Below are 25,162 nucleotides of genomic sequence, written 5' to 3'. Positions count from 1 at the left end.
TCGACTCCCGGTTCAATCCCGTCGCATCTCGTCGCGTCGCCGCGTGAGGTACGCGATCTCGGCGGAGTTGCCCGCGAGGATGATCGCGGCGTCGTAGGCCCCTCGAGCGGCCGCAGTGCGGCCCACCCGTCGCAGCAGGTCGGCGCGCGCGGCGTGATACGCGTGGTATCCGCGCAGCTCCGGCTCGAGCGCGTCGGTGAGCGCGAGCGCCGCCTCCGGTCCATCGCGCTCACCGACCGCGATGGCGCGGTTGAGGCGCACGATCGGCGAACCGTCGAGCCTCACCAGCTGGTCGTACAGCGCGACCACCTGCGTCCAATCGGGCGAATCGCCATCGGTGTGCACGGCGTTGATCGCCGCGAGCAGCTGGTAGCGGCCTGGCGTGACCCCGGAGGCCAGTCGCTCACGCACCAGCGCATGGCCCTCGGCGATGAGCACCGCATCCCACTGGCCCCTGTCCTGCTCGGCCAGCGGCACCAGCTCGCCGTCCGAGGACACTCGGGCCGACCGGCGCGCGTCGGTGAGCAGCATGAGCCCGAGCATCCCGGTCGTCTCACCGTCGTCGGGCAGCAGCTGGTGGAGCATCCTCGCGAGGCGAATGGCCTCAGCGCTCAGCTCCTCGCGCACCGGCGCGGAGTCGGGGCTGGACGCGAGATATCCCTCGTTGAAGATCAGGAACAGCACCGCCAGCACGCCGGACACCCGGCGCGGCAGGTCCTCCGCAGCGGGCAGTCGGTACGGAATGCCGGCGGCCGCGATCTTCGCCTTGGCTCGGGTGATGCGGGCGCCCATCGTGGTGTCCTGCACCAGGAACGCGCTGGCGATCTCTGCCACGTTCAGTCCGCCGACCATCCGCAGCGTCAGCGCGACGCGCGCGTCCATCGCGAGTGCCGGATGGCAGCAGGTGAAGATCAGCCGCAGCCGGTCGTCGTCAATCGCACCGAGCGGCTCGGGCTGGGTGCCGTACACGAGCTGCGCCTCCCTGTGTCGCGCGTCGCGGGTGCTCTCGCGCCGAATCCGGTCGATCGCCTTGCGGGTCGCCGTCGTGGTGATCCAGGCGCCGGGATTCGGCGGGACCCCGTCGGCCGGCCAGTGCTCTGCTGCGATCGCGAAGGCCTCCGCGGCCCCCTCCTCGGCGATGTCGAGATTCCCGAACCGCTTCGCGAGCGTCGCCACCACCCGCGCCCACTCCTCACGGTGGGCGCGGGTCAGGGCATCCCGTGCGTCGTTCACCGCTCCGGCAGGAGCGGCCGGACCTCGAGCCGGCGATTGCACGCCTTCGAGCCCTCGGCCATCAGCTTCAGCGCCACGTCGAGATCCGGCGCCTCGATGACCCAGAGGCCGGCAGCCCACTCCTTGGCCTCGACGAACGGGCCATCCGTGAAGATCGGCTCCTCACCCCGGCCATCGATGACGGTCGAGACGGTGGGATCGGCCAGACCCCCGGCGAAGACCCAGTGGCCGCCGGCGCGGAGCTTCTCGTTGAATGCATCGATCGCCACAGCCTCCTCGGCGGTGCCCGAGTTGCTTCGGCTGTCGATGACGTTGATCAAGTACTGCATGCTCCGATCCTCTCGCTATTTCCGGAGCTGCGGGCCGACGCCCTCGGGGATCTCACCGTGCACGTGCGGCTCGTAGACGAGCTTCAGCGTGCGGCCGTCGAGCACGGTCGACTCGATGAGGTCGAGGTCGAACTCCGCTCCGTCGTGGAAGAGCGAGGCATAGCCGGACTTGCCCGTGATCGCGGGGAACACGATGACCTCGAGCCGATCCACCAGGCCCGCGGCGAGCAGTGCGCGGTTCAGAGAGACGCTGCCGTGCGATCGCATCGGGACGTCTGTGGTGCGCTTCAGACGCTCGATCGCGGTCACCGCATCCTCGTCGATCACCGTCGAATTCTCCCAGCCGAGCGGCTCCTCGAGAGTGCTGGAGAACACGATCTTCTGCATCTCGTTCATGCGGTCGTAGTAGGGCTCGTCGAACGTCGTGACGAACGTGCGGAACTGCCGGAAGGTCGTCGCGCCGAGGACCAGGACCTGGTCCTGCTCGAAAGTGTGCACCCGGTCGGCTCGGATGTCGGGGCCCTCCTTGCCCCAGTACCCGGGCCAGCCTTCGGCCGAGCCGTAGCCATCGAGACTCATGAAGAAGTCGACAGTCAAGGTGGTGCTCATGGTGATACTCCCGCTGGTTCGCGCCACCCCCGGTGGGCGGCTTCACTCCTGCTACGAACTCGACCGGCCCGATTCGACACCACCTCGTGAATTTCGGGTACATCGAACGCGATCGTCGCCGCTGTGAAGCCGAGCTCGCGTGAGGGTCAGCGCCGCTTCTTCGGCACGACGACTGCGGTGACCTGGTGCGCCGTGTCGGCGAAGACCTTGCCGATGGCTGAAGCGAACGCGAACTGCTCCTCGTTCAGCGCCACCTCGTCGTGCGCAGCGGCGCCCGCGAGCGTGGCTGCGTCGGCGGCGGCATCCGTCGACATGAACGGAATCAGCCAGTCTTCGAGCGTCTCGAGCGGCGTGCGGTCGAGCCGGTAGTACCGGTGCTGCCCCTCTTCGCGCACCGCTACGAGACCCGACTCGCGCAAGACCTTCAGGTGCTTGGAGACGGTCGGCTGGCTCGCGCCGAGCGCGGTCACGATCTCGGAGACGCTGATCTCGCCGCCCGACGAGGGCACCGCGCCCTCGCGCTCGAGGAGCACGGCGAGGATGTCGCGCCGAGTCGAGTCCGCCACCACATCGAAGATGTCCGCCATGCCCCAAGGCTAGTCATTCACGGCGGGGAGTACCATGACTCACGCGTCCGGTGAAGGCACAGAGGGGGCTCGATGCGCGCACAGCCGATACGGCGACTCGGCCGAGTCGACCGTCGGTCGTGGCTCGGCAAGGCGCGCGACGCCGTCGACGCGCTCATGAAGCACTCGCCGTCACGGTTCGCCATCCTCATCTTCGCGGCGCTCATCGTGCTCTTCACGGTGCTCTTCTCGCTGCCGATCGCGAGCGCCGACCGGCAGATCACGCCGCTCCACGACGCGGTATTCACCGCGGTCTCGGTCATCTGCGTCACCGGCCTCGCGACCGTCGACATGGCGACCCACTGGTCGCCGCTCGGCAACACCCTCGTCTTCATCGGCGTGAACATCGGCGGCGTCGGCGTGCTGACCCTCGCCTCCATCCTCGGCCTCGTGATCTCGCGACGGCTCGGCCTGCGGGCCAAGCTCATCGCCGCGAGCGACTCGAACCCCTCGCGCATCCATGTCGGTCCGGTGTCGGAGCGACAGGCGGTTCGCCTCGGCGAGGTCGGCGGCCTGCTCGCGACGGTCGCGATCAGCGCACTCGTCATCGAAGTGACGATCGCGATCGGCATGATCCCGAGCATGCTCGCGGCCGGATACGACGCTTGGCACTCGTTCTGGTACAGCTTCTACTACTCGGCGATGGCCTTCACGAACACGGGGTTCAGCCCGAACCCGGGCGGCCTCGAGCCGCTCGTCGGCGACTACTGGTTCCAGTCGCTGCTCATGCTCGGCGTGTTCCTCGGCAGCCTCGGCTTCCCCGTGATCTTCGCCCTGGCCCGGGCGTGGCGGCATCCGCATCGCTGGAGCGTGCACGTGAAGCTCACGCTCACGACCACGACGATCCTCTTCGTCGCGGGCGCCGCGATGTTCCTGCTGCTCGAATACGGCAACCCCAAGACCTACGGCCAGCTCGACGCCGGGCCCACGGTGTTCCAGTCGTTCTTCATGTCGATGATGACGAGGTCGGGCGGGTTCGCCACGATCGACATGCACGACCTCAACGGCTCGAGCCTGCTCGTCTCCGACATGCTCATGTTCATCGGCGGCGGCTCCGCCTCCACAGCGGGCGGCATCAAGGTCACGACCCTCGCCGTGCTCTTCCTCGCTGCGTTCGCCGAGGCGCGCGGCGCGCCCTCGATGGAGGCGTTCGGCCGGCGCATCCCGCGCGACATGCTGCGCCTGTCGGTGAGCGTCGTGCTCTGGGGCGCCACGATCGTCGCGGTCTCCTCGATCGCCCTGCTGCAGATCACGAAGCAACCGTTCGACTACGTGCTCTTCGACGTGATCTCGGCGTTCGCCACGTGCGGCCTCTCCACGGGGCTCACCGCCGAGTTGCCGCCAGAGGGCGTCTACATCATGGCGGCCACGATGTTCATGGGGCGGGTTGGTACAGTGACACTCGCCGCGGCCCTGGCGGCGAGCCAGCGCCGACAGTTGTTCAAGCGCCCGGAAGAGAGGCCCATCGTTGGTTGATCGAATCAGGCACGACGCCCCGGTGCTCGTGATCGGCCTCGGTCGATTCGGTGCGGCGACCGCGGGCCAGCTCGACCGGCTCGGCCGCGAGGTGCTCGCCGTCGACGAGAGCGAAGCGCTCGTGCAGAAGTGGTCGGAGCGAGTCACGCACGCCGTCGTCGCCGACGCTCGCTCGCTCGACGCCCTGCGCCAGATCGGCGCGCAGGACTTCTCGATCGCGGTGTGCGCCGTGGGGTCGTCGATCGAAGCATCCGTACTCATCACGGCGAACCTCGTCGACCTGAAGATCCCGCAGATCTGGGCGAAGGCGATCTCGGCCTCGCACGGCAAGATCCTGCAGCGCATCGGCGCCAACCACGTCATCTACCCCGAGCGCGAGGCCGGCGAGCGCACCGCGCACCTCGTGAGCGGCCGCATGCTCGACTTCATCGAGTTCGACGATGACTTCGCGCTCGTGAAGATGTACCCGCCGAAGCCCATTCGCGGCAAGAACCTCACGGAGTCGGGTGTGCGCTCGAAGTACCGGGTCACCGTCGTGGGCGTGAAGAGCCCCGGCAAGCCGTTCACGTACGCGACCGAGAACACCGTGGTCTCGAACCACGACCTGATCATCGTCTCGGGCACCGAAGGAGACATCGAGCGGTTCGCGGCCCTCGAATAGCTCGCGAGCGGATGCCCCGTCAGCGCATCGCGACGATGATGATCGCCGAGGCGACCGCACCCACGACGTGATACGAGCCCGTGATCAGGGCGAACATGAGCGGATGCGGCGTGACCGGTGTCACCGCGTTGGTCACGGTGACCGCCGCCGAGTACCCGACGCCGACGACGAGCCCGAGCAGGGCCGCATCCGCGAGGCCGTCGATGCCGATCGCGTCGACCAGCACGGCCGTCGCGATCGCCATGAGGAGACTGCTCACGAGCGGCACGACGTAGTACAGCAGTGGGTACCGGTCGCCCTTCCGGCGCTCGATCCCGAGCGAGCGGTCCCATTGACGACCGAACAGCGGGGTGAACCAGAGCGCGCCGAGCACGAACGACGCGATCGTCGCCAGCCCGACCGCGAGCCAGTTGATGGTGGACAAGGCAGTGATCATGCCGACATCGTGCTCGTTCCGCCGCTCGGGGATCTTGTACAAATCCGACCGGCGAGCAGACTGGAAGCGTGACCTCACTCGATGAGCGCGCGACGCCGGGCCGGTCGATCCGCACCGATGAGCGAAGCGGGGTGCTGCACCCCGTGAACCTCGAGCGCTACGGTGCTCGCTGGATCGATCCGGATCCGGCGATCGCCGAGGTCGTCGACCGCTATTGGCACGTGAGGTGGGAGCTTACGACCGACGAGGTGATCGAGCAGCGCATCGTGACATTGCCCGCCGTCACCCTGTCGATCGAGCACGGCGATGTGCCGGCCGACCTCGTCATCACGGGCGCGCAGAGCTCGGTCTGGTCACGTCGCATCGCCGGCCGCGGTGAGGTCTTCGCCATGCGGTTGCGACCCGCGGGGCTCGCAATCCTCACCGACCTGGGTGCGGTCTCGCTCATCGATCAGACCCTGCCTGTCACGCTCGAACTCGACGCTCGACTCCACGCGCTGCTGGAGGAGATCGCCGCCGTCGACGGCGCCGATCGGCGAACTGCCGCCGCGAACCGGGTGATCGCCGATCGCTTGGCGCAGCATGCGCTCGCCGATGACGGGCGGCTGGCGAACCGGGTGCTCGACGACGTGACGGCGCGGCTCCGCACGCGCGCAGGCGGGGCGCTCGCCGAGCGGCTCGGCGTCAGCGAGCGCGCGGTGCAGCGCGCCCTGCAGCGCACCATCGGACTCGGCCCGAAGCGCGTGGCCCGCCTCGTGCGCCTGCAGGAGGTCGCTCGCGTGCTCTCCTCCCCCGGCGCACCCGACCTCGCGACGCTCGCGGTTGAACTCGGATACACCGATCAGGCGCACCTCCATCGCGACTTCCGTGCGGTCGCAGGCGTCACGCCCGGCACCTACGCCCGAGCTATTCGAGCCCTCTCCTAGCCGTCAGCCCGCGAGCATCAGGACGAAGCCGAGGATGATGGCGATCACGGCGATTCCGAGCAGCACCATGCCGACGATGCGGATCACTCGTCGGCCTACGGGCGGTTCGTGGAGCCGCAATCGGTGGGGTTCGCGCTGCTTGTAATACGCGAGCTCCTCTTCGGGGTGCGTCACGTGCGCCCGTTCCTCGAGGCTGAGGCTTCGAGAATGGAAACCGCCCTCGGCGAACCATCGCACGATGCTGCCACCATCGTCGCCGTCGATGATGACGGCCTCGGTGCGGAGCCACCGGCCGTCGGCGACGCGAATGAGGAGCGCCAGCAGGAGGCAGACGAGCCCGGCTCCGAGCGCGAACCAGCTGATCACCTCGGCCACCACCGAGACGACCTCCCACTCACCCATGGGCCAACGGTACCGCCCCGCGGGCCGCGGCTCTTGCGCGGCATGAGGAACCCGTTGATGTGCGAGTCACAGCCATTCGGGATCCGTGACGCCGCCGCCGTCGTGCCCGGTACCGGCGGCATGCCCTCGGCGTCTGAGTTCTCATCAGTCGTCATCACTCGCGTACAGGCGGTCGAACCGCTCCCCGACGGATCCCTGGGCGCGTGGGTCGACGCCGACCTCGATCGCCAACACGCGTCGCACCCGTCGAGGCGACCATCGACCTCGACGAGGCGGAGCAACGAGACGCCCGACACCACGACATCGTCGGCAGTGACGGTGGTGTGCCGGGGCCAGCGACCGAGGTCGATCCCGTCGGCGATCGGATGGTGGGCAGCGATGGGCGGCATGGTCGTCATGCTTCAGGTCTACGTCTCACGTGCCGCCAGGGCGCCCGCGCCAATGGATCCCGAACGGTTCGGAGGCGATCCTTGACGGTTTCCCGGCACCCTGCCGACGGGGCTTGTGAGCGACGTATTCGGATCGACGGGTGGCCCGTTAGGGAACCGTGAGGATCGGCGCCGCGGCATCCGCCCGGGTGTTGCATCTCCTATGCAGCCCCTGCTGCCCGCTCGCCGCGCTCGCGGCTCGCGTCATTTGAATTCTGGAGTCTTCGTGCTCGACGTCGTCTACATTCTCGGCATCATCGCCGTGTTCGTACTCGTCGGCCTCATCGCCAGGGGGGTCGAGAAGCTGTGATCTTCTTCGAACTCCTCGCCGCCGCGTTGGGTGTCGCCGCTGTGGTGTACCTCGTGTACGCCCTCGTCAAACCTGAGCGGTTCTGATGAACGTGCTCTTCGCCGTCATTCAGGCGGCCACCCTCGCCCTCATCCTCGCGCTGCTCTATCGCCCCCTCGGCGACTACATGGCGCGCCTCTACTCGAGCGACCGAGACTGGAAGGTCGAGCGCGGCCTCTACCGTCTCATCGGCGTCGACCCGCGCGCCGAGCAGTCGTGGCCCGCGTACCTCCGCGGCGTGCTCGCTTTCTCGGTCATCGGCCTGTTGTTCGTGTATGTGCTCCAACGCGCCCAGGCGGTGCTGCCGTACTCGCTCGGCCTGCCCGCCGTTCCCGAGGGCCTGTCGTTCAACACCGCCGCCTCGTTCGTGGCGAACACGAACTGGCAGTCGTACTCCCCCGAACTCACGATGGGCTACACCGTGCAGCTCGCGGGCCTCGCCGTGCAGAACTTCGTCTCGGCGGCCGTCGGCATCGCCGTGGCGATCGCCCTCGTGCGCGGCTTCGCCCGTCGCGGCTCGGGCACGATCGGCAACTTCTGGGTCGACCTCTTCCGCGGCTCGTTCCGGCTGCTGCTGCCGCTCTCGGTGATCGGCGCGATCGTGCTCGTCATCGGCGGTGTCGTGCAGAACTTCAACGGCTTCACCGAGATCACGACGCTCGCCGGCAACCCGCAGAACCTCCCGGGCGGTCCGGTCGCCTCGCAAGAGGTGATCAAGCTCCTCGGCACGAACGGCGGCGGCTTCTTCAACGTGAACTCGGCGCACCCGTTCGAGAACCCGACCGCGTGGACGAGCCTCTTCCAGAACGTGCTGATGCTCGCGATCCCCTTCGCACTGCCGCGCACGTTCGGCAAGATGGTCGGCTCGAACAAGCAGGGCTACGCGATCCTCGCCGTCATGGCGACGCTCTACGTGCTCTCGCTCACCGCACTCAGCGCGCTCGAAGCGGGCGGCAACGGCACCGCGCCCGAACTCGCCGGCGGCGCACTCGAGGGCAAGGAGGCGCGCTTCGGCATCTTCGGGTCGACGCTCTTCGGCACGACGTCGACGCTCACCTCGACGGGCGCCGTGAACTCGATGCACGACTCCTACACCGCGGTGGGCGGCATGATGCCGATGCTCAACATGATGCTCGGCGAGGTCGCCCCCGGCGGCGTCGGCTCGGGTCTCTACGGCATGCTCGTGCTCGCGGTCATCGCGGTGTTCATCGCGGGCCTGCTCGTCGGCCGCACGCCCGAGTACCTCGGCAAGAAGATCGGGCCGCGCGAGATCAAGCTCGCGAGCCTCTACATCCTCGTCACGCCGACGCTCGTGCTCGCGGGCACGGCGCTCAGCTTCGCGATCCCCGGCATCCGGGAGGATGTCGAGGCGACCTCGATCTGGAACCCCGGCGTCCACGGCATGAGCGAGGTGCTCTACGCCTTCACGAGCGCATCGAACAACAACGGCTCGGCATTCGCGGGCCTCACGGCGAACACGCCGTGGTTCAACACGGCGCTCGGCGTCGCGATGCTGCTCGGCCGGTTCATCCCGATCGTGCTCGTGCTCGCCCTCGCCGGCAGCCTCGCCGCGCAGGACCGGGTGCCCGCCACCGCCGGCACCCTGCCCACCCATCGGCCGCAGTTCGTCGGCCTCCTCATCGGGGTGACGGTCATCGTGACCGCTCTCACCTACTTCCCCGTTCTCACGCTGGGTCCCCTGGCGGAAGGGCTGAACTGACATGTCCACCATCACCACCGAACAGCGCGCAGCGGATGCCTCGGCGTCGCCGTCGCAGCGTCCGGAACCCGCCGACCAGACGCCGAAGGGCGCGTTCGGCGCGGCGCAGCTGCTGGCTGCCGTGCCCGGCGCGTTCCGCAAGCTCGACCCGCGCCAGATGTGGCGCAACCCGGTCATGTTCATCGTCGAGGTGGGTGCCGCGCTCACGACGGTGCTCGCGATCGCCGAGCCGTTCCTCGGCGGTCCCGACTCGTCTGGCGGCTCCGCGGTTCCGCTGAGCTTCACGTGGGGCATCGCCGTGTGGCTCTGGCTCACCGTGCTCTTCGCGAACCTCGCCGAGTCGGTCGCCGAGGGCCGCGGCAAGGCGCAGGCCGACAGCCTGCGGCAGACCCGCACGTCGACGACCGCGCGGCTCGCTGCCGGCTACGACGAGGCGACGGATGCCGCAGCTGAACGCACCCCGCTCCGCGACGTCTCCTCGGCCGACCTCACCCTCGGCGACACCGTCGTGGTGACAGCGGGCGAGCTGATCCCGGGCGACGGCGACATCGTGCACGGCATCGCTTCGGTCGACGAGTCGGCCATCACCGGCGAATCGGCACCTGTGGTGCGGGAGTCTGGCGGCGACCGCTCGGCCGTCACCGGCGGCACCCGGGTGCTCTCGGACCGCATCGTCGTGCGCATCACCTCCAAGCCCGGCGAGACCTTCGTCGACCGCATGATCGCCCTCGTCGAGGGCGCGGCGCGGCAGAAGACGCCGAACGAGATCGCGCTGAACATCCTGCTCGCGAGCCTCTCGATCGTCTTCGTGGTGGTCGCGCTGACGCTCAACCCGATCGCCTCGTATGCGGCGACCACGGTCTCGATCCCGGTGCTCGTCGCACTGCTCGTCTGCCTCATTCCGACGACGATCGGCGCGCTGCTCTCGGCCATCGGCATCGCCGGCATGGACCGGCTCGTGCAGCGCAACGTGCTCGCGATGTCCGGCCGTGCGGTCGAGGCTGCCGGCGACGTCACGACGTTGCTGCTCGACAAGACGGGCACCATCACCTACGGCAACCGGCGGGCGAGCGAGTTCGTGCCGATGCCGGGCATCGACGCGGCCGAGCTCGCGCGAGCGGCGGCGCTGTCGTCGCTCGCCGACCCGACGCCGGAGGGCTCGTCGATCGTCGAGCTGGCGGAGCAGCGCGGCATCCGCTTCGAGAGCGCGCCGGTCGGCGAGGCCGTGCCGTTCACCGCCCAGACCCGAATGTCGGGCATCGACCTGGCCGACGGCACGGTCGTGCGCAAGGGCGCCGGTTCGGCCGTCATCGCGTGGGCCGAGGCATCCGGACGCATCGCATCGAGCGTGCTCGACGACCTCGCCCAGCGAGTCGAGGCGATCTCGATGAGCGGCGGCACCCCGCTCGTCGTGGCGGTGCAGGACGGCACGGCGACCAGCACCGCGGGCACCGCGCGCATCCTCGGCGTCGTGCACCTGAAGGACATCGTCAAGGACGGCCTCGCCGAGCGCTTCGCCGAGTTGCGGGCCATGGGCATCCGCACGGTCATGATCACGGGCGACAACCCGCTCACCGCGAAGGCGATCGCGGCCGAGGCCGGCGTCGACGACTACCTCGCCGAGGCCACCCCCGAAGACAAGCTCGAGCTCATCAAGCGCGAGCAGGCGGGCGGCAACCTCGTCGCGATGACGGGCGACGGCACGAACGACGCCCCCGCGCTCGCGCAGGCCGACGTCGGCGTCGCGATGAACACCGGCACGTCGGCCGCGAAGGAGGCCGGCAACATGGTCGACCTCGACAGCGACCCGACGAAGCTCATCGACATCGTGCGCATCGGCAAGCAACTGCTCATCACGCGCGGCGCCCTCACGACGTTCTCGATCGCCAACGACATCGCGAAGTACTTCGCGATCATCCCGGCGATGTTCGCGGGGGTCTTCCCCGGGCTCGCCGTGCTGAACATCATGCAGCTGCACTCGCCCGCCTCGGCGGTGCTGTCGGCGATCATCTTCAACGCGCTCGTGATCGTGGTGCTCATTCCGCTCGCACTGCGCGGTGTGAAGTACCGGCCGCTCGGGGCATCGGCGGTGCTCAGCCGCAACCTGCTCGTCTACGGGCTCGGCGGCATCGTCGCGCCGTTCATCGGCATCAAGCTGATCGACCTCGTCGTCAGCCTCATCCCCGGGTTCTAGGCCCGGGCAGGAAAGGAAACACGACCATGAGCTCCACTCGCACTGCGGTCCGCACCCACTGGGTGGCGGTTCGCGCGATGCTCATCTTCACCGCGGTGCTCGGCATCGCCTACACGATCGTCGTCACCGGTATCGGGCAGCTCGTGCTGCCGGCTCAGGCGAACGGCTCGGTCGTCGAGTCGGGCGACGAGGTCGTGGGCTCCTCACTGATCGGCCAGTCGTTCACGGATGCCGACGGCGAGCCCTTGCCCCAGTGGTTCCAGGCGCGTCCGTCCGCCGCCGGCGACGGCTACGACGGTGGCGCCTCGAGCGGCAGCAACTACGGCCCCGAGAATGCCGACCTCATCGCTGCCATCGAGGAGCGTAAGGCGCAGGTCGCCGAATTCAACGGCGTCTCGGCTGACGACGTGCCCGCCGATGCGGTCACGGCGTCGGGTTCGGGCCTCGACCCGCACATCAGCCCCGAGTACGCCCGCCTCCAGGTGGCGCGCGTCGCCGACGAGCGCGGCCTGCCCGAAACCGAGGTCGCCGAACTCGTGGAGTCTAGGATTCAGGCACGGGATCTCGGGTACCTGGGCGAACCGACCGTGAACGTGCTGCAGCTGAATCTCGCCCTCGCAGAGCTGGGCTGAGGAGTAGACGCATGAAGCAGCGGAAGCACTGCCGGCGAGAGTTCTCTCCACTCGCCGATCTGAAGGAGTAGACGCATGAAGAAGGGGCGGCTTCGAGTCCTGCTCGGCGCCGCCCCCGGCGTCGGCAAGACCTACACGATGCTCGAAGAGGGCAAGCGGCTCGCCGCTGAGGGCAACGATGTCGTCGTGGCGTTCGTGGAGACCCACGGGCGCCGCGCGACGGCCTCGATGGTCGAGGGCCTCGAGGTCGTTCCCCGCCACACCGTGACGCACCGCGGCATGGCCCTCACCGAGCTGGACCTCGATGCGGTGCTCGCGAGAAGGCCCCGGATCGCGCTCGTCGACGAACTCGCGCACACGAACGCCCCTGGCTCTCGCCACGCCAAGCGCTGGCAAGACGTCGACGAGCTGCTCGACGCCGGCATCGACGTGATCTCGACCGTGAACACGCAGCACATCGAATCGCTCGGCGACGTGGTGCTGCAGATCACCGGCGTACCGCAGCGCGAGACGATCCCCGACCGAGTGCTGCGCGGGGCCGACCAGATCGAGGTCGTGGACCTCGCCCCGCAAGCGCTGCGCGATCGACTCTCGGGCGGACTCGTCTATCCGGCCGAACGCATCGATGCGGCACTCTCCAACTACTTCCGCTTGGGCAACCTCACCGCCCTCCGCGAACTCGCCCTGCTGTGGCTCGCCGATGAGGTCGACTCCGCGCTGAAGGCCTATCGCGCCGAGCACGGCATCGACCGCAAGTGGGAGGCTCGCGAGCGCGTGGTCGTCGCCCTGACCGGCGGCCCCGAGGGCGAGACCCTGCTGCGCCGAGGCGCGCGCATCGCCTCCCGCTCGTCTGGCGGAGTGCTCATCGCGGTACACGTCACGAATCCCGACGGCATGCGGGCAAGGCATCCGGGCGCCCTCGATGCGCAGCGCACCCTCGTCGAACAGCTCGGCGGCACCTTCCACCAGGTCGTCGGCGAAGACGTGCCCCAGGCGCTCGTCGAGTTCGCGAGATCAGCGGATGCCACGCAGCTGGTGATCGGCGTCAGCCGCCGATCCCGGCTCGCCGCCGCGTTCTCGAGCCCCGGCATCGGTGCGACCGTCATCCGCGAGTCGGGCGACATCGATGTGCACATCGTCACCCACGCGGCAGCCGGTTCGGGCATCTCGCTGCCGAAGCTCGGTGGGGCGCTCAGCCGCACCCGTCTCATCGCCGGATTCGTCGTCGCGCTCGCCGCGGGGCCGATGCTCAGCTGGCTGCTCACGGTCTTTCGCACCGAGACGTCGATCACCAGCGACGTGCTCGCCTATCAGCTGCTGGTCATCGTCGTCGCCCTCATCGGCGGCATCTGGCCCGGCCTCTTCGCCGCGGTGCTGTCGGGCCTGACCCTCAATTTCTTGTTCGTCGAGCCGAGGTTCACGCTCACGATCAGCGACCCCCGCCAGTTCCTCGCGCTCGTGTTCTACGTCGCGAACGCGCTGCTCGTGAGCTACGTCGTCGACCAGGCGGCACGGCGCACCCGCGTCGCCCGGCGTGCCGCCGCCGAGTCGCAACTGCTCGCCACCCTCGCCGGCAGCGTGTTGCGCGGCGAGGACGCCCTGCAGGCGATGGTCACCCGCACGCGCGAGGCGTTCGGACTCACCGGCGTGCGCCTTCTCATCGACGGCGAACCACGCGTCGCCGACGGCGAGCCGGCGCGTGACGACCGGGTGACGAACGTGCCGATCGGCTCGCGCGGCGTGCTCGAGCTGCACGGGCAGGACCTCGCAGCATCCGAACGCCGTCTGCTGCAGGTCATCGCCACGCAGATCGAGGCGGCGATCGAGCACGGTGCCCTCGCCACGGCGGCGTCGGCGGCCGGCGAGCTCGCCGAGACCGACAAGGTGCGCTCGGCGCTCCTCGCCGCGGTCGGCCACGACTTGCGGCGGCCGCTCACGTCCGCATCCGCCGCGGTGAGCGCACTGCGCTCCCGTGAGGTCGAGTTGCCGGCCGCCGAGCGCGACGAACTGCTCGCGACCGCGTCCGAGAGCCTCGACGCGCTCGCCGAGCTCGTCACGAACCTGCTCGACGTGAGCCGGGTGCAGGCCGGCGCGCTCGCCGTCACCCTCGCCCCGACCGAGGTCGCCGACGTCGTCTTCCCGGCGCTCGACGAACTCGCCCTCGGCCCCGGCGAGGTCGAGCTCGACCTGGCCGATGGGCTCGCACCGGTGCTCGCCGACGGTGTGCTCCTGCAGCGGGTCGTCGTGAATCTGCTCGCGAACGCCGTGCGGCACAGCCCGCCCGGCGAGCGCGTTCGCGTCGCCGCGAGCACGTTCCAGAGGCGCACCGAATTGCGGATCGTCGACCGCGGTCCAGGCATCCCCGCCGAGCGCCGCGATGAGGTGTTCACACCGTTCCAGCGGCTCGGCGACACCGACAACGAAACGGGCCTCGGTCTCGGACTCGCCCTGTCGAAGGGGTTCGTCGAGGGAATGAACGGCACACTGGAGGTCGACGACACCCCCGGTGGCGGCCTCACGATGGTGGTCACCCTGCCGTCCGCCCTGAGCAGTGAGGAGACGCGATGAAGATCCTCCTCGCCGACGACGACGACCAGTTGCAGCGTGCGCTGCGCATCACCCTCGCCGCGCGCGGCTACGACGTGATCGCCGCACGCGACGGCGCCGAGGCGATCGACCTCGCCGCGAACGCGCACCCCGACCTGATCCTGCTCGATCTCGGCATGCCTCGCGTCGATGGCCTCGACGTGATCCGCGCCGTTCGTGCGTGGTCGAAGATCCCCATTCTCGTGCTCTCGGGCCGCACCGACTCGGCCGAGAAGGTCGACGCGCTCGACGCCGGCGCCGATGACTACGTGACGAAGCCCTTCGCGATGGACGAGCTGCTCGCCCGCATCCGCGCTCGCGCGCGGTCGACGTCGGGCGACGAGGGTGTCGCGTCGTTCGCGATCGGCGCGCTCACCGTCGACCTGGCGGCGAAGACCGTCAGGGCGACGGATGACACGGGGCGCGCGACCTCCGTTCGCCTCACGCCGACGGAGTGGCGGCTGCTCGAGTTGTTTCTGAAGAATCCCGGCAAGCTGCTCACCCGGCAGATGCTGCTGAGCGAGGTGTGGGGGCCGTTCCACGCCAACGACGCGGGCTACCTGCGGCTCTACGTCGCCCAGTTGCGCCGCAAGCTCGAGCCGACCCCGTCGGAGCCGCGCTTCTTCCTCACCGAGTCGGGCATGGGCTACCGCTTCGAGCCGGGCACGACCATCGCGCCGGTCGAGTAGCGACGGTCGAGTAGCGCCGGTCGAGTAGCGACGAAGCAGCGTAACGCGACCCCGGTTCGATACTCGCGGTCGGCAGCGCACCTTGCACGTTCAGGCAGCGCGCACCGAGCGCACCCTTCAGGCGGCGGGTCCCACCGAGCGAACCCTTCAGGCCGCAGCGCCCTGAGCGACCGCCGGGGCATCGGCCCTCGGCGGCAACAGCCGCCGATTGCCCGGCCGCGGCCGTTGCTGCGGATCGAGGTGCGCAGGTGGTGTGAACCACGACTGCGAATCGCGGATGGTGATGACCCATCCGTCGTCGTGGACGCGATGGTGATGGTGGGAACACAGCATGATGCCGTTGTCGAGGTCGGTGCGCCCGCGATGCCGCTTCCACCATCTGATGTGGTGCGCCTGCGTGTGCGACGGGGGCCGATTGCACGCCGGCCAGGCGCAGCCGCCGTCGCGCTCGATGAGCGCCAGCTTCTGCGCGGACGTGAAGAGTCGGGCCGCGCGGCCGAGCTCGAGCGGTTCGGTGCGGTGGTCGAGCAGCAGCGCACTGATGCCGGCCGACATTGCGAGCTCTCGCACCGTCGCGACCGAGATCGGCTGGTCGATGCCGTCGATCGTGCCATGCCCGCGACCATCGGCCAGCGCCCCGGCATCGATGCGTGCGACCACGGTGGCCTGCCGAAGCGCGGCAGGCGCATGCTTCGCCCCGAGTGAGAGGCGGGCGATGTCTGCGAGGGCGTCGGCGTTCATCTGCGCGATCGTGCGCTGCTCGCCGAAGAGCCCCTCGGCGTCGTTCGCCCAAGCGCCGCGCCCGTCGTTGGCCGCCGGGCCGAACGCCCGCTTCGCGTCGCGCGCCCGATGCAGCTCGGCGCTGACGAGTGCCTCGACGGCGAGCTTGATCGGAGCGCCGTTGGCCGGGTCGAACGCACCCTGCAGCTGGATCATGCCGGCGCGGTCCTCCCAGATGCGCAGTCCGCGATTCGCCCGCAGCTCGTCTTCTCGCGGCTTCACACCGTCGGGATCGAGTCGGGCCTGCAGTTGCTTGATCAGCCGAGTGAGCCCATCGACCCCGACCATCGGCGCACGCTCGGCGAGCAGCAGCTCGGCCTCGCCCAATTGCTGCCGATCGGCACGGAGCGCCACCCCGTCGAGGAATCGGCGGATCGTCTCGGCCGCGTCGACGCACAGCGAGCCGGACTCGAGACCAGCGGCCAGGTGCGGATGCCGCGGTGGCAGCGCCTCGCCCGTGAACGAAGCCCGCGGAGCGGTCGCCTCGCCCACCGCCACGAGTTTTGCGGCCTCGCTGAACCGGCCGCCGGTGACCGATGCGATCAGTCGCTCGGGCGAGGAGAATCCGTGGCGGCGAGCGACATCGTCATCGCCGCCCGAGCGCGAGCGACTCGCGAGCTCGGCAGCGCATTTCGCCTGTAGGGCCTGCACGCGACGCGCCAACTCGGCCAACGACTCGGTCACCCGAACCAGCCCATCGCCGGTCATCGCCGCGACATCGCCAGCCGAATCGGTCGACGGCCTGAGCAGCGCGCCCGACCAGATCTCGTCGGCGAGCACGCACGCCACTCTCAGATCTGAGAGGGCTGCGCTCGCTTCGGGCATGTCTCCAGTCTAGCGGAAATCAGTCACAAAATCGAACGTATGTTCGAAAGAACTATCGAGATCGAGCGCTCGGAACGACGTGCGACTGAAGGCCAGGCATGACGATCAGCGATCGACGACTCACCCCAGCCGCCCCAGCCACCCCGCGGCCGTCGCCCCGTCGAACGGCGCCTCACGCCGCCGCACCGCCTCGAGCACTGCCTCGGCGTCGGCTCGCACGCGCGCCACGAGCTCGGCCGGGTACCCGAGGCTCACCGAGTGCTCGGCGAACTCGTCTTCGTCGTCGATGAAGGCCGGTTGCCCCGCGCGCTCCACGACATCGAGGTCGAGGTCGACGTACGAGACCATCCAGCCCGAGGCATCCGTTCGCCATTCGGGAACCGTCGAGAGATCGACGTAGACGCCGAGCCCGCGCGGATGCTGCGCATTGAAGCCGGCCGCCCAGCCGGCATGCGGAAAGAGCGACACCGAGCGCCAGCTCGCGGTGAAGGCGTGCCCTGGCCGCGCGAACGACGTGCCTCGCGGAAACCCGACCCAGTCGCCGTGCTCGTCGGCGCCGAGCCACAGCCCGTCGAACTCCCAGTGCGGGCTGCCGTCCCACTTCGTCGTACGAACCCGCACGGGCGTGCCGAACTCATGGGGTGGTGCATCGCGCGCGCTCACCCGACCACCGTAGCCACCCCGCCCGCGCCCCGCCCTCGCCCGCCTACGCTGGAACCCGTGTACTGCTCCTACTTCGACGCCGGGCGCTGCTCCTCGTGCTCGCTCATGGGGCAGCCCTACGAGCGGCAGCTCGCCGACAAGCAGCGGCACGCCGAAGACCTCCTGCAGGCGCACGCCGGCCTCGAGTGGCTGTCGCCGGTCGCGAGCCGCGAGGGCGGCTACCGCAACAAGGCGAAGATGGTGATCGGCGGCACGACGGCGGCGCCGACGATCGGCATCCTCGACGCCGACGGACATGGCATCGACCTCGAGGCGTGCGGCATCTGCTCCCCCGGGCACCGGGCGGCGTTCCCCGTGATCGCCGCGTTCATCACGCGCGCCGGCCTCACGCCCTACGACGTGCCGAGCCGCTCGGGCGAGCTGAAGCACCTGATCCTCACCGAGTCCCCCGACGGCGAGCTCATGATCCGCTTCGTCGTGCGCTCGACCGAGCCGGTCGGGCGCATCCGCAAGCACCTGCCGTGGCTCCTCGCCGAGCTGCCGAACGCGCGCGTCGTCACCGCGAACGTGCTGCCCGAGCACAAGGCTGTGCTCGAGGGCGAGCACGAGATCGTCTTCACCGAGGCGTCGACCCTGCCGATGCGCCTGAACGACGTCACGATGCACCTTCGCCCGCAGAGCTTCTTCCAGACGAACACCGAGATCGCCGCGGCGCTCTACGTCGAGGCCCGCGACTGGGTGCGCGCGCTCGCACCCGATTCGGCGTGGGACCTCTACTCGGGCGTCGGCGGCTTCGCCCTGCACATCGCGGATGCCGCGGCATCCGTCACGGGCATCGAGACGAGCGTCGAGGCCGTCGCGAGCGCCGAACTGAGCCGAACGGATGCCGCGCTCTCGCGTGTGCGGTTCGCCGCAGGCGATGCCACGGCCTTCGCGGTCGGCGCCGACGACTCCCCTGACCTCGTGGTCGTGAACCCGCCCCGGCGCGGCATCGGTCGTGAGCTCAGCGGATGGCTCGAGGCATCCGCGGTTCGCCACGTGCTGTACTCGAGCTGCAACGCCGCCTCGCTCGCTCGCGACCTCGCGGCGATGCCGTCGCTGCGACCGGTGCGCGGCCGGGTGTTCGACATGTTCCCGCAGACGACGCACTTCGAGGTGATGGTGCTGCTCGAGCGCGCCTGACGGGCGCACGACCGGCCTGAGCCGTGTGAGCTACTCGACGACCGGCGCCGACCGCAGCGACGCCGTCAACCGCTCGAGCTCGGCGATGCGCGCGGCGCGGTCGCGCGGCACGCCCGGAACGCCCGGGCGCTGCTGCTCGGCTCGCGGGCCGTCGAGGGGCCGGTAGTCGACGCCCTGTTCATCGAGCCACGCGAGATAGCCCGGAAGCCGTTCGGCGAACGACGCCCAGTCGAGCGGGCCGCCGTTCCAGGCGATCTCGGCGAACGCCCCGAGCCTCGGGAACACGGCGTAGTCGAGGCGGTCGCGAGTGTCGAGGTGCTCGGTCCAGACGTTCGCCTGCAGGCCGATCACGCGCTTGCGAAGTGCGGTCGACGACGACGCCGGCAGCGGGTCGAACGCAGCGACGTCCTCGAGCGCGAGCACCGTGCCGACCGGGATCGGCTCGGCCGGGTCATCCGACTGCCGGTAGTCGAAGTACGTCCAGAGGTCGGGGCACAGCACGACCTCGTGGCCGAGGCGGGCGCCGAGTTCGGCGCCGACCGGCCCGCGCCATGACGCGACGACGGCGTCTGGAGCCGGGTCGCGCCCCTCGAGCATCTCGTCCCAGCCGATCACGCGGCGACCTCGCGCGGCGAGATGCCCCGCGATGCGCCCGAGGAACCACGCCTGCAGTTCCTCCTCGTCGGCGAGCCCGCGCTCGACGAGCAGCTGCTGCGTTCGCGGGTCGCCGCGCCATCGCGTCTTCTGCGCCTCGTCGCCGCCGATGCCGACGAGCTCGCCGTCGAACACCTCGCACAACTCGTCGAAGACCGCGCAGACGAACGCCACGGTCGACTCCTCGACGTTCAGCACCTCGTCGTCGATGCCGAACCGCGTCCACGGCTCGGTGACCCGCTCGGCGACCGCCGCTGCGCCCCCGACGCCGTACTCGGGATACGCGGCGAGAATCGCCCGCGCGTGCCCGGGCACGTCGATCTCGGGAACGATGCGGATGCCGCGGGCGGCCGCGTATCGCACGAGGCCGCGCAGCTCGTGCTGCGTGTACCAGCCCTCGTGGGGCACCCCGTCGAGGGTCGACGCCTGCCCGTGCCCGAGTTGCGATGCGCTGCGGTGCCTGCCGATCTCGGTGAGCCGCGGGTAGGCGCGCACCTCGAACCGCCACCCCTGATCATCGGTGAGGTGCAGCTGCAGCACGTTGACGCCGTGGGCGGCGAGCAGGTCGACGAATCGTTCGAGCTCGGGGATCGGCCGGAAGCGACGCGCGACATCGAGCATCACGCCGCGCCAGGCGAACCGGGGCTCGCCGTCGAGGGCGAGCGGCGCGCGCTCGACGGCGCCCGGGTTCATGTCGCGACTCATGCCCGGCTTCATGCCCCGGCCGCGAGCTCGCGAGCACGGGCGAGCGCCGCGTCGGTCGCGCGGTCGAAGACCGACTTCAGCGACGCCTGTTCGAGCACCACGATCGCGCGCTCGGTGGTGCCCTTCGGGCTCGTGACCCGGCGGCGCAGCTCGGCAGGCCCGGCATCGGATGCCGCGAGCAGCTCGCTCGCGCCGCGGAACGTGCCCTCGACCATGACCGCGGCCTGCTCGGGTGTGAAGCCCTTGTCGACGGCGGCCGCGGTGAGCTGCTCGATCAGGAAGAAGACGTAGGCCGGGCCCGATCCCGAGATCGTCGAGAGCGCGTCGATCTGCTCCTCGGGCACGACGAGCACCTCGCCGACCGTCTCGAAGAGCGACACCGCGAGCGCGAGATCCGACTCGCTCGATCGGGTACCCGCCGAGACGCCGGTGACGGCTCGACCGACGACCGCCGGGGTATTGGGCATCGAGCGGATCACCGCGACCGACTCCGGCAGCAGTGACTCGAAGGTCGCCACGGTGACGCCGGCCGCGACGCTCACGACGACCGCGCCGGGTTCGAGGGCGTCGGCGATCTCCTCGAGCAGGGCGGGCACCATCGCGGGCTTGACCGCAACCACCACGAGCTTCGCGCCGGCGACGGCGATGCGGTTGGCCGCGGCATCCGTCTCCGTGGCGTAGGAAGTGACCCCTGGCAGTTCGGCGAGCTCGGCCGCCTTCGCTTCGCTGCGATTCGTGGCGCGGATGCCGCCGTCGATCGCGATGCCGGGCTGCAGCAGGCCGGTGAGCACCGCCCTGGCCATCGAACCTGCCCCGAGAAAGGCGATCGCGGGCAGTCGGACGGGGGCGTCGGCACTCATGCGACCATCCTAGGTTCGGGCTCGATTGCTGTGCCCCGACGCACGTGTCGTGCGCGCTGAAGCCCCTTTAGGATTGCTGCATGAGCGCATCGGGCGGCAACAAAGCAATCATCGCGGCCTTCCTCGCGAACACCGGCATCGCGATCACCAAGTTCATCGCGTGGGCCTTCTCCGGCTCCTCGTCGATGCTGGCCGAGGCCGTGCACTCGGTCGCCGATGCCGGAAACCAGCTGCTGCTCATCTTCGGCGGCCGCCAGGCGAAGCGAGCAGCCGACAAGGAGCACCCGTTCGGCTACGGCCGCGAGCGATACGTCTACGCCTTCGTCGTCTCGATCATCCTGTTCTCGGTCGGTGGCGTCTTCTCGATCTACGAGGGCATCGACAAGCTGCAGCACCCGCACGAGCTCGACGTGCCGTGGCTGCCGATCCTCGTACTGTCGATCGCGATCGTGCTCGAGTCCTTCTCGCTGCGCACCGCGGTCAGGGAGTCGAACCACGTGCGCGGCAAGCTCAGCTGGGTGCAGTTCGTGCGCCGGGCGAAGGCCCCCGAGCTGCCGGTCGTGCTGCTCGAAGACATCGCGGCGCTGCTCGGCCTCGTCTTCGCGTTCATCGGCGTGGGCCTCACGATCATCACCGGCAACCCGCTCTTCGACGCCATCGGCACACTCTTCATCGGCACGCTGCTCATCGTGGTCGCGATCGTGCTCGGCATCGAGACGAAGTCGCTGCTCGTGGGCGAGGGTGCCAACGACGACGACGTGACGCGCATCGAGCAGGCGATCCTCGCCGGCCCCGAGGCCGAGCGCATCATCCACATGAAGACCCTCTACCTCGGCCCCGACGAGCTGCTCGTCGCGGCGAAGATCGGCTTCACGGCCGACCAGCGCCTGCTCGAGGTGTCGGCGGCGACGAACGCCATCGAGCACCGCATCCGCGAGGCGGTGCCGGCCGCACGCGTCATCTACGTCGAACCCGACGTCTACTTCGAGCCGAACCAGGCGGCCCCGCCCACCGACGCGATCGTCATCAAGGGCCTCGAGTGACCGCTCGCCCACGCACCGCGCTTGTGCTGCGGCACGACTCGGCGATCGGCCTCGGCAACCTCGGGCCGACACTCGAGGCGCACGGCTACGAGATCGTCACGGTCGACGCCCCGACCACGGATATCGCAGCGCTCGATGCCCTCGCTCCCGACCTCGTCGTGGTGCTCGGCGGCGACGAGGGCGCCTACGAGACCGACCGCTATCCGTACCTCGCCGACGAGATCGAGCTGCTGCGCGAACGCATCGCCGCCGAGGCCCCAGTCTTCGGCGTCTGCCTCGGCGCACAACTGCTCGCGAGCTCGCTCGGCGCCGAGGTGTTCGCCGGCCCGCGCAAAGAGGTCGGCTGGCTGACGGTCGAGCCGACCGAGGTCGGTGCCGGCTCGCCCGTGCGGCACTTCGCCGAGGTGCCCACCGTGCAGTGGCACGGCGACACCTTCGAGTTGCCGGCGGGCGTCGAACGACTGGCGTCCTCGGGTGCCTACGAGAACCAGGCGTTCGCGCGCGGCGACTGGCTGCTCGCGGTGCAGTTCCACCCCGAGGTGACCGACGAGATCCATGAGGACTGGCTGCGCGAGTGGGGTGACGAGCTGCCCGACTACGGGCTCAGCCGCGAGCAGCTGCGCGCCGAGCGCGCGTCGTTCGGGCCGCGTGCGCAAGCGGCATCCGCTGCCCTGCTCGGCGAGTACCTCGACGGCCTCGCCGCTCGCGCCGAGCGCGCGATCGCCTGATCGCTCGCTCGCTCTCCCCTGTTCTCCTGCCGCCGCTGGAGTACCCGATGTGCGCCTGAGCACCCGATGTGACGCGCGCCTAGGTACTCCGGCGCACATCGGGTACTCCAGCGCGAGATCTCAGACCCGAGCCGGTTCTGAGCCGGGTGCGAGCCTCACGGGCGGCGCAGCGGGTCGTCGAAGAACTCGAGCAGCAGCTGCGCCGCGGCATCCGCCTCGACGCCCGCGAACACCTCGACCCGGTGGTTGAGCCGGCGGTCGCGCAGCACGTCGTAGAGCGAACCCGCGGCGCCGGCCTTCTCATCCCACGCGCCGAACACGACGGTCGGAACGCGCGCCGCGAGGATCGCCCCAGCGCACATGACGCACGGCTCGAGCGTGACCACGAGCGTGCACTCGGTCAGGCGCCAGTCGCCCGTGACCTCGGCCGCTGAACGGAGCGCGAGCAGCTCGGCGTGCGCCGTGGGATCGCCGATGAGCTCGCGCTCGTTGCGCCGCGACGCGATGACCGTTCCGTTCGCGTCGACGACGACGGCGCCGACCGGCACGTCGCGGGTCGCCGGCGCTTGCGCGGCTTCGGCGAGCGCGAGGCGCATCCATTCCCTGTGCAGTGACAGCTCAGGCACGGTCACCCGCCTCGAGCGCAGGCAGCACGGTGGCGACGGCGCGTTGTACGGCCTCGGCGGGCAGCGAGTCGCGTCCGTCGAAGGTCGCCAGGAACGCCTGGTGGAACGCGAAGCCCACGAGCACCGACGCGACGGCCTCGAGGTCACCACCCCCGGCGAATGCGCCTGATCGCTGGTCGCGCCGAAGCTGACCCGCCGCCAACGCGATGGCGCCCTCGGGCCCGTAGCCGTGCGCGCGGATCGCGTCGCGGTGCTCGGCGAGCAGCTCAGGACTGCCGAAGATCGAGACCGAGATCGGGAACGAGCGCACGAAGAAGTCGAAGAGGCGCCGGGTCAGCTCGGTGAGTCGCTCGGCATCGGTCGTGACCTCCGCCGCACCTGCCACCGGCACCCCGGTCGCACGGTCATCGGCTGCACCGACGCCCGGCATACGTTCGAGCAGCACCGCGAGGAAGATCTGCTGCTTGTCGGCGAAGTGCTTGTACAGCAGTGCCTCCGAGCACGAGGCGGCGGCAGCGATCGCGCGCGTCGTGGTGGCCGCGATGCCGCGCTCGGTCATCACTCGGGCGGCGGCATCGAGGATGCGGTCTCGCGTCGACATGGGCCTCCTGTACAGCCGTCTCCAGATATCGTAGCATCGGGGTGAGTAAACACTTACTAACCCCTTGAGCCAGCTTGCCGCCGGCTCATCGAACACCCAGGAGATCGCACATGGACCCCCTCGAACTCACCCGCCTCGTGCTGCTCGTCGTGCACTTCGTCGGGCTCGCCGCCATCATCGGCGCCTACATCCTGCAGATGCCACGGCGCTCGGGCTTCGACTTCTCGCCCGTGCTGGTCGGGTCGATCGTGCAGCTCGTCACCGGCGTCGCCCTGATCGCGGTGAACGAGATCGGCGGCACCGAGATCGATCGCGCGAAGGCCGTGGTGAAACTCGCGCTCGCACTCGTCGTGCTCGTCCTCGCGATCGTCGGCATGGTTCGCGGCCGCGCCATCAAGCGCGCCGAGCGCACGGACGCCCCGCTGCGCGCGGTGCTCTGGGGCGCCGGCATCGTCGCCATCGCGAACGTCGCCGTGGCGGTCTTCTGGCGCTGACGCCGGCCCTGCCGCTCAGTAGACTCGAGCCCATGCGAGTCCACGTTGCCGATCACCCGCTCATCACCCACAAGCTGACGGTGCTCCGCGACGAGAAGACCCCGTCACCGGTGTTCCGCTCGCTGGTCGAAGAGCTGATGACCCTGCTCGCGTACGAGGGCACCCGCGGCGTGCGCGTCGAGCCGGTCGACATCGTCACCCCGGTGGCGCCGACGACGGGCGTGCGCATCGCCGACCCCAAGCCGCTCATCGTGCCGATCCTCCGCGCCGGGCTCGGCATGCTCGAGGGCATGACGAAGCTCGTGCCCACGGCCGAGGTCGGCTTCCTCGGTATGGCGCGCAATGAAGAGACGCTCGAACCGACCACCTACGCCGAGCGCCTGCCCGACGACCTCAGCGACCGGCAGTGCTTCGTGCTCGACCCGATGCTCGCGACGGGCGGCTCGCTCATCGCCGCGATCGAGTTCCTGCTGAAGCGCGGGGCCACGGATGTCACGGCGATCTGCATCCTCGCAGCGCCCGAGGGGCTCGCCGCGGTCGAGCAGGCGATGCAGGGTCGCGGAGAAGTGACCGTCGTGCTCGGCGCCGTCGACGAACGACTCAACGAGCTCGGCTACATCGTGCCCGGTCTCGGCGACGCCGGCGACCGCCTCTACGGCACGGTATAAGCGCTGCCGCGACATCCGCGACCGAAGGATCTTCGAG

The 25,162-nt window shown here is 69.7% G+C and carries 27 protein-coding genes; 15 read left to right on the top strand and 12 right to left on the bottom strand.

Annotated features, from left to right (window positions below; all coding sequences use genetic code 11):
- Positions 1-12: 12 nt before the first annotated feature.
- The 4 genes from H521_RS0101060 to H521_RS0101045 form a co-directional block, all read right to left on the bottom strand.
- The gene (locus H521_RS0101060) at positions 13-1,176 is read right to left on the bottom strand and encodes an RNA polymerase sigma factor (RefSeq protein ID WP_245560909.1); all 1,164 of its coding nucleotides are present in this window, start codon (positions 1,174-1,176) and stop codon (positions 13-15) included.
- A 53-nt stretch (positions 1,177-1,229) separates the two neighbouring features.
- Positions 1,230-1,562 carry a YciI family protein gene (locus H521_RS0101055; protein ID WP_022891175.1) on the bottom strand — a complete coding sequence of 111 codons (333 nt, stop codon included), beginning with the start codon at positions 1,560-1,562 and terminating at the stop codon, positions 1,230-1,232.
- A 15-nt stretch (positions 1,563-1,577) separates the two neighbouring features.
- Complete coding sequence (locus H521_RS0101050) at positions 1,578-2,171, bottom strand: dihydrofolate reductase family protein (protein ID WP_022891174.1); 594 nt, start codon at positions 2,169-2,171, stop codon at positions 1,578-1,580.
- A gap of 146 nt (positions 2,172-2,317) precedes the next feature.
- Positions 2,318-2,758, bottom strand: coding sequence for an ArsR/SmtB family transcription factor (locus H521_RS0101045; protein ID WP_026481754.1), 441 nt, complete (start codon positions 2,756-2,758; stop codon positions 2,318-2,320).
- 72 nt (positions 2,759-2,830) lie between these two features.
- Here H521_RS0101045 and H521_RS0101040 point away from each other — a divergent pair, with 72 nt between their 5' ends.
- Together H521_RS0101040 and H521_RS0101035 are read left to right on the top strand one after the other, a co-directional pair.
- On the top strand, positions 2,831-4,273 hold the full coding sequence (locus H521_RS0101040; protein ID WP_022891173.1) for a TrkH family potassium uptake protein: 1,443 nt from the start codon (positions 2,831-2,833) through the stop codon (positions 4,271-4,273).
- A complete protein-coding gene (locus H521_RS0101035) occupies positions 4,266-4,934 on the top strand; it encodes a potassium channel family protein (RefSeq protein ID WP_026481752.1) in 669 nt (222 codons plus the stop codon). The genes H521_RS0101040 and H521_RS0101035 overlap by 8 nt, the downstream gene beginning before the upstream one ends.
- 19 nt (positions 4,935-4,953) lie before the next feature.
- Here the strand turns inward: H521_RS0101035 and H521_RS0101030 are convergent, their stop codons facing one another.
- Positions 4,954-5,370 (bottom strand): DUF1761 domain-containing protein, encoded by a 417-nt coding sequence (locus tag H521_RS0101030; RefSeq protein WP_026481751.1) that lies wholly within the window; start codon positions 5,368-5,370, stop codon positions 4,954-4,956.
- A 68-nt stretch (positions 5,371-5,438) separates the two neighbouring features.
- Here H521_RS0101030 and H521_RS0101025 point away from each other — a divergent pair, with 68 nt between their 5' ends.
- Entirely contained in the window at positions 5,439-6,296 is an 858-nt protein-coding gene (locus H521_RS0101025; protein ID WP_022891170.1) for an AraC family transcriptional regulator, read from the top strand.
- A gap of 3 nt (positions 6,297-6,299) precedes the next feature.
- Here H521_RS0101025 and H521_RS0101020 read toward each other — a convergent pair whose 3' ends face one another.
- Positions 6,300-6,698, bottom strand: a complete 399-nt coding sequence (locus H521_RS0101020; RefSeq protein ID WP_022891169.1) for a hypothetical protein — start codon at positions 6,696-6,698, stop codon at positions 6,300-6,302.
- 591 nt (positions 6,699-7,289) lie between these two features.
- Here H521_RS0101020 and H521_RS25670 point away from each other — a divergent pair.
- From H521_RS25670 to H521_RS0100980, 7 genes are all read left to right on the top strand, one after another.
- Entirely contained in the window at positions 7,290-7,436 is a 147-nt protein-coding gene (locus tag H521_RS25670) for a hypothetical protein (protein WP_156891233.1), read from the top strand.
- Entirely contained in the window at positions 7,433-7,522 is a 90-nt protein-coding gene (locus tag H521_RS26635; protein ID WP_022891167.1) for a potassium-transporting ATPase subunit F, read from the top strand. The genes H521_RS25670 and H521_RS26635 overlap by 4 nt, the downstream gene beginning before the upstream one ends.
- Positions 7,522-9,195: a potassium-transporting ATPase subunit KdpA gene (kdpA, locus tag H521_RS0101000; protein WP_022891166.1), complete on the top strand. Its 1,674-nt coding sequence runs from the start codon at positions 7,522-7,524 to the stop codon at positions 9,193-9,195. Before H521_RS26635 ends, kdpA begins: the two co-directional genes overlap by 1 nt.
- Before the next feature lies 1 nt (position 9,196).
- A complete protein-coding gene (gene kdpB / locus H521_RS0100995) occupies positions 9,197-11,389 on the top strand; it encodes a potassium-transporting ATPase subunit KdpB (protein WP_022891165.1) in 2,193 nt (730 codons plus the stop codon).
- 26 nt (positions 11,390-11,415) lie between these two features.
- On the top strand, positions 11,416-12,021 hold the full coding sequence (gene kdpC, locus H521_RS0100990) for a potassium-transporting ATPase subunit KdpC (protein WP_022891164.1): 606 nt from the start codon (positions 11,416-11,418) through the stop codon (positions 12,019-12,021).
- A gap of 75 nt (positions 12,022-12,096) precedes the next feature.
- A complete protein-coding gene (locus H521_RS0100985; protein ID WP_022891163.1) occupies positions 12,097-14,589 on the top strand; it encodes an ATP-binding protein in 2,493 nt (830 codons plus the stop codon).
- Positions 14,586-15,296, top strand: a complete 711-nt coding sequence (locus H521_RS0100980; RefSeq protein ID WP_022891162.1) for a response regulator — start codon at positions 14,586-14,588, stop codon at positions 15,294-15,296. Before H521_RS0100985 ends, H521_RS0100980 begins: the two co-directional genes overlap by 4 nt.
- A 147-nt stretch (positions 15,297-15,443) precedes the next feature.
- Here the strand turns inward: H521_RS0100980 and H521_RS20735 are convergent, their stop codons facing one another.
- Both H521_RS20735 and H521_RS0100970 read right to left on the bottom strand, forming a co-directional pair.
- Positions 15,444-16,901, bottom strand: coding sequence for an HNH endonuclease signature motif containing protein (locus H521_RS20735; protein WP_022891161.1), 1,458 nt, complete (start codon positions 16,899-16,901; stop codon positions 15,444-15,446).
- Positions 16,902-17,021: 120 nt separating this feature from the next.
- Positions 17,022-17,564: a DUF402 domain-containing protein gene (locus tag H521_RS0100970; RefSeq protein ID WP_022891160.1), complete on the bottom strand. Its 543-nt coding sequence runs from the start codon at positions 17,562-17,564 to the stop codon at positions 17,022-17,024.
- Between the two features lie 57 nt (positions 17,565-17,621).
- On the opposite strand from H521_RS0100970, the gene rlmC reads away from it, so the two are divergent.
- A complete protein-coding gene (gene rlmC / locus H521_RS0100965; protein WP_022891159.1) occupies positions 17,622-18,746 on the top strand; it encodes a 23S rRNA (uracil(747)-C(5))-methyltransferase RlmC in 1,125 nt (374 codons plus the stop codon).
- A gap of 30 nt (positions 18,747-18,776) precedes the next feature.
- Here the strand turns inward: rlmC and H521_RS20730 are convergent, their stop codons facing one another.
- Together H521_RS20730 and proC are read right to left on the bottom strand one after the other, a co-directional pair.
- The gene (locus H521_RS20730; protein WP_022891158.1) at positions 18,777-20,105 is read right to left on the bottom strand and encodes a beta-N-acetylhexosaminidase; all 1,329 of its coding nucleotides are present in this window, start codon (positions 20,103-20,105) and stop codon (positions 18,777-18,779) included.
- A gap of 8 nt (positions 20,106-20,113) precedes the next feature.
- The gene (gene proC, locus H521_RS0100955; RefSeq protein WP_022891157.1) at positions 20,114-20,965 is read right to left on the bottom strand and encodes a pyrroline-5-carboxylate reductase; all 852 of its coding nucleotides are present in this window, start codon (positions 20,963-20,965) and stop codon (positions 20,114-20,116) included.
- Between the two features lie 80 nt (positions 20,966-21,045).
- On the opposite strand from proC, the gene H521_RS0100950 reads away from it, so the two are divergent.
- Both H521_RS0100950 and H521_RS0100945 read left to right on the top strand, forming a co-directional pair.
- Positions 21,046-22,008: a cation diffusion facilitator family transporter gene (locus H521_RS0100950; protein ID WP_022891156.1), complete on the top strand. Its 963-nt coding sequence runs from the start codon at positions 21,046-21,048 to the stop codon at positions 22,006-22,008.
- Positions 22,005-22,736 carry a glutamine amidotransferase-related protein gene (locus H521_RS0100945; protein WP_022891155.1) on the top strand — a complete coding sequence of 244 codons (732 nt, stop codon included), beginning with the start codon at positions 22,005-22,007 and terminating at the stop codon, positions 22,734-22,736. Before H521_RS0100950 ends, H521_RS0100945 begins: the two co-directional genes overlap by 4 nt.
- A 155-nt stretch (positions 22,737-22,891) precedes the next feature.
- Here the strand turns inward: H521_RS0100945 and tadA are convergent, their stop codons facing one another.
- Positions 22,892-23,368, bottom strand: a complete 477-nt coding sequence (gene tadA / locus H521_RS0100940) for a tRNA adenosine(34) deaminase TadA (RefSeq protein WP_022891154.1) — start codon at positions 23,366-23,368, stop codon at positions 22,892-22,894.
- Complete coding sequence (locus tag H521_RS0100935; RefSeq protein WP_022891153.1) at positions 23,355-23,963, bottom strand: TetR/AcrR family transcriptional regulator; 609 nt, start codon at positions 23,961-23,963, stop codon at positions 23,355-23,357. The genes tadA and H521_RS0100935 overlap by 14 nt, the downstream gene beginning before the upstream one ends.
- Positions 23,964-24,073: 110 nt before the next feature.
- On the opposite strand from H521_RS0100935, the gene H521_RS0100930 reads away from it, so the two are divergent.
- Positions 24,074-24,457, top strand: a complete 384-nt coding sequence (locus tag H521_RS0100930) for a hypothetical protein (protein WP_022891152.1) — start codon at positions 24,074-24,076, stop codon at positions 24,455-24,457.
- 32 nt (positions 24,458-24,489) lie between these two features.
- Complete coding sequence (upp, locus tag H521_RS0100925) at positions 24,490-25,125, top strand: uracil phosphoribosyltransferase (RefSeq protein WP_022891151.1); 636 nt, start codon at positions 24,490-24,492, stop codon at positions 25,123-25,125.
- Positions 25,126-25,162: the final 37 nt, after the last annotated feature.

The sequence above is a fragment of the Agromyces subbeticus DSM 16689 genome, assembly GCF_000421565.1.
GTDB classification, from domain to species: domain Bacteria; phylum Actinomycetota; class Actinomycetes; order Actinomycetales; family Microbacteriaceae; genus Agromyces; species Agromyces subbeticus.
The sequence above is the reverse complement of the archived record's forward strand: the minus strand, read 5'-3'. Positions and strand labels throughout refer to the sequence as shown.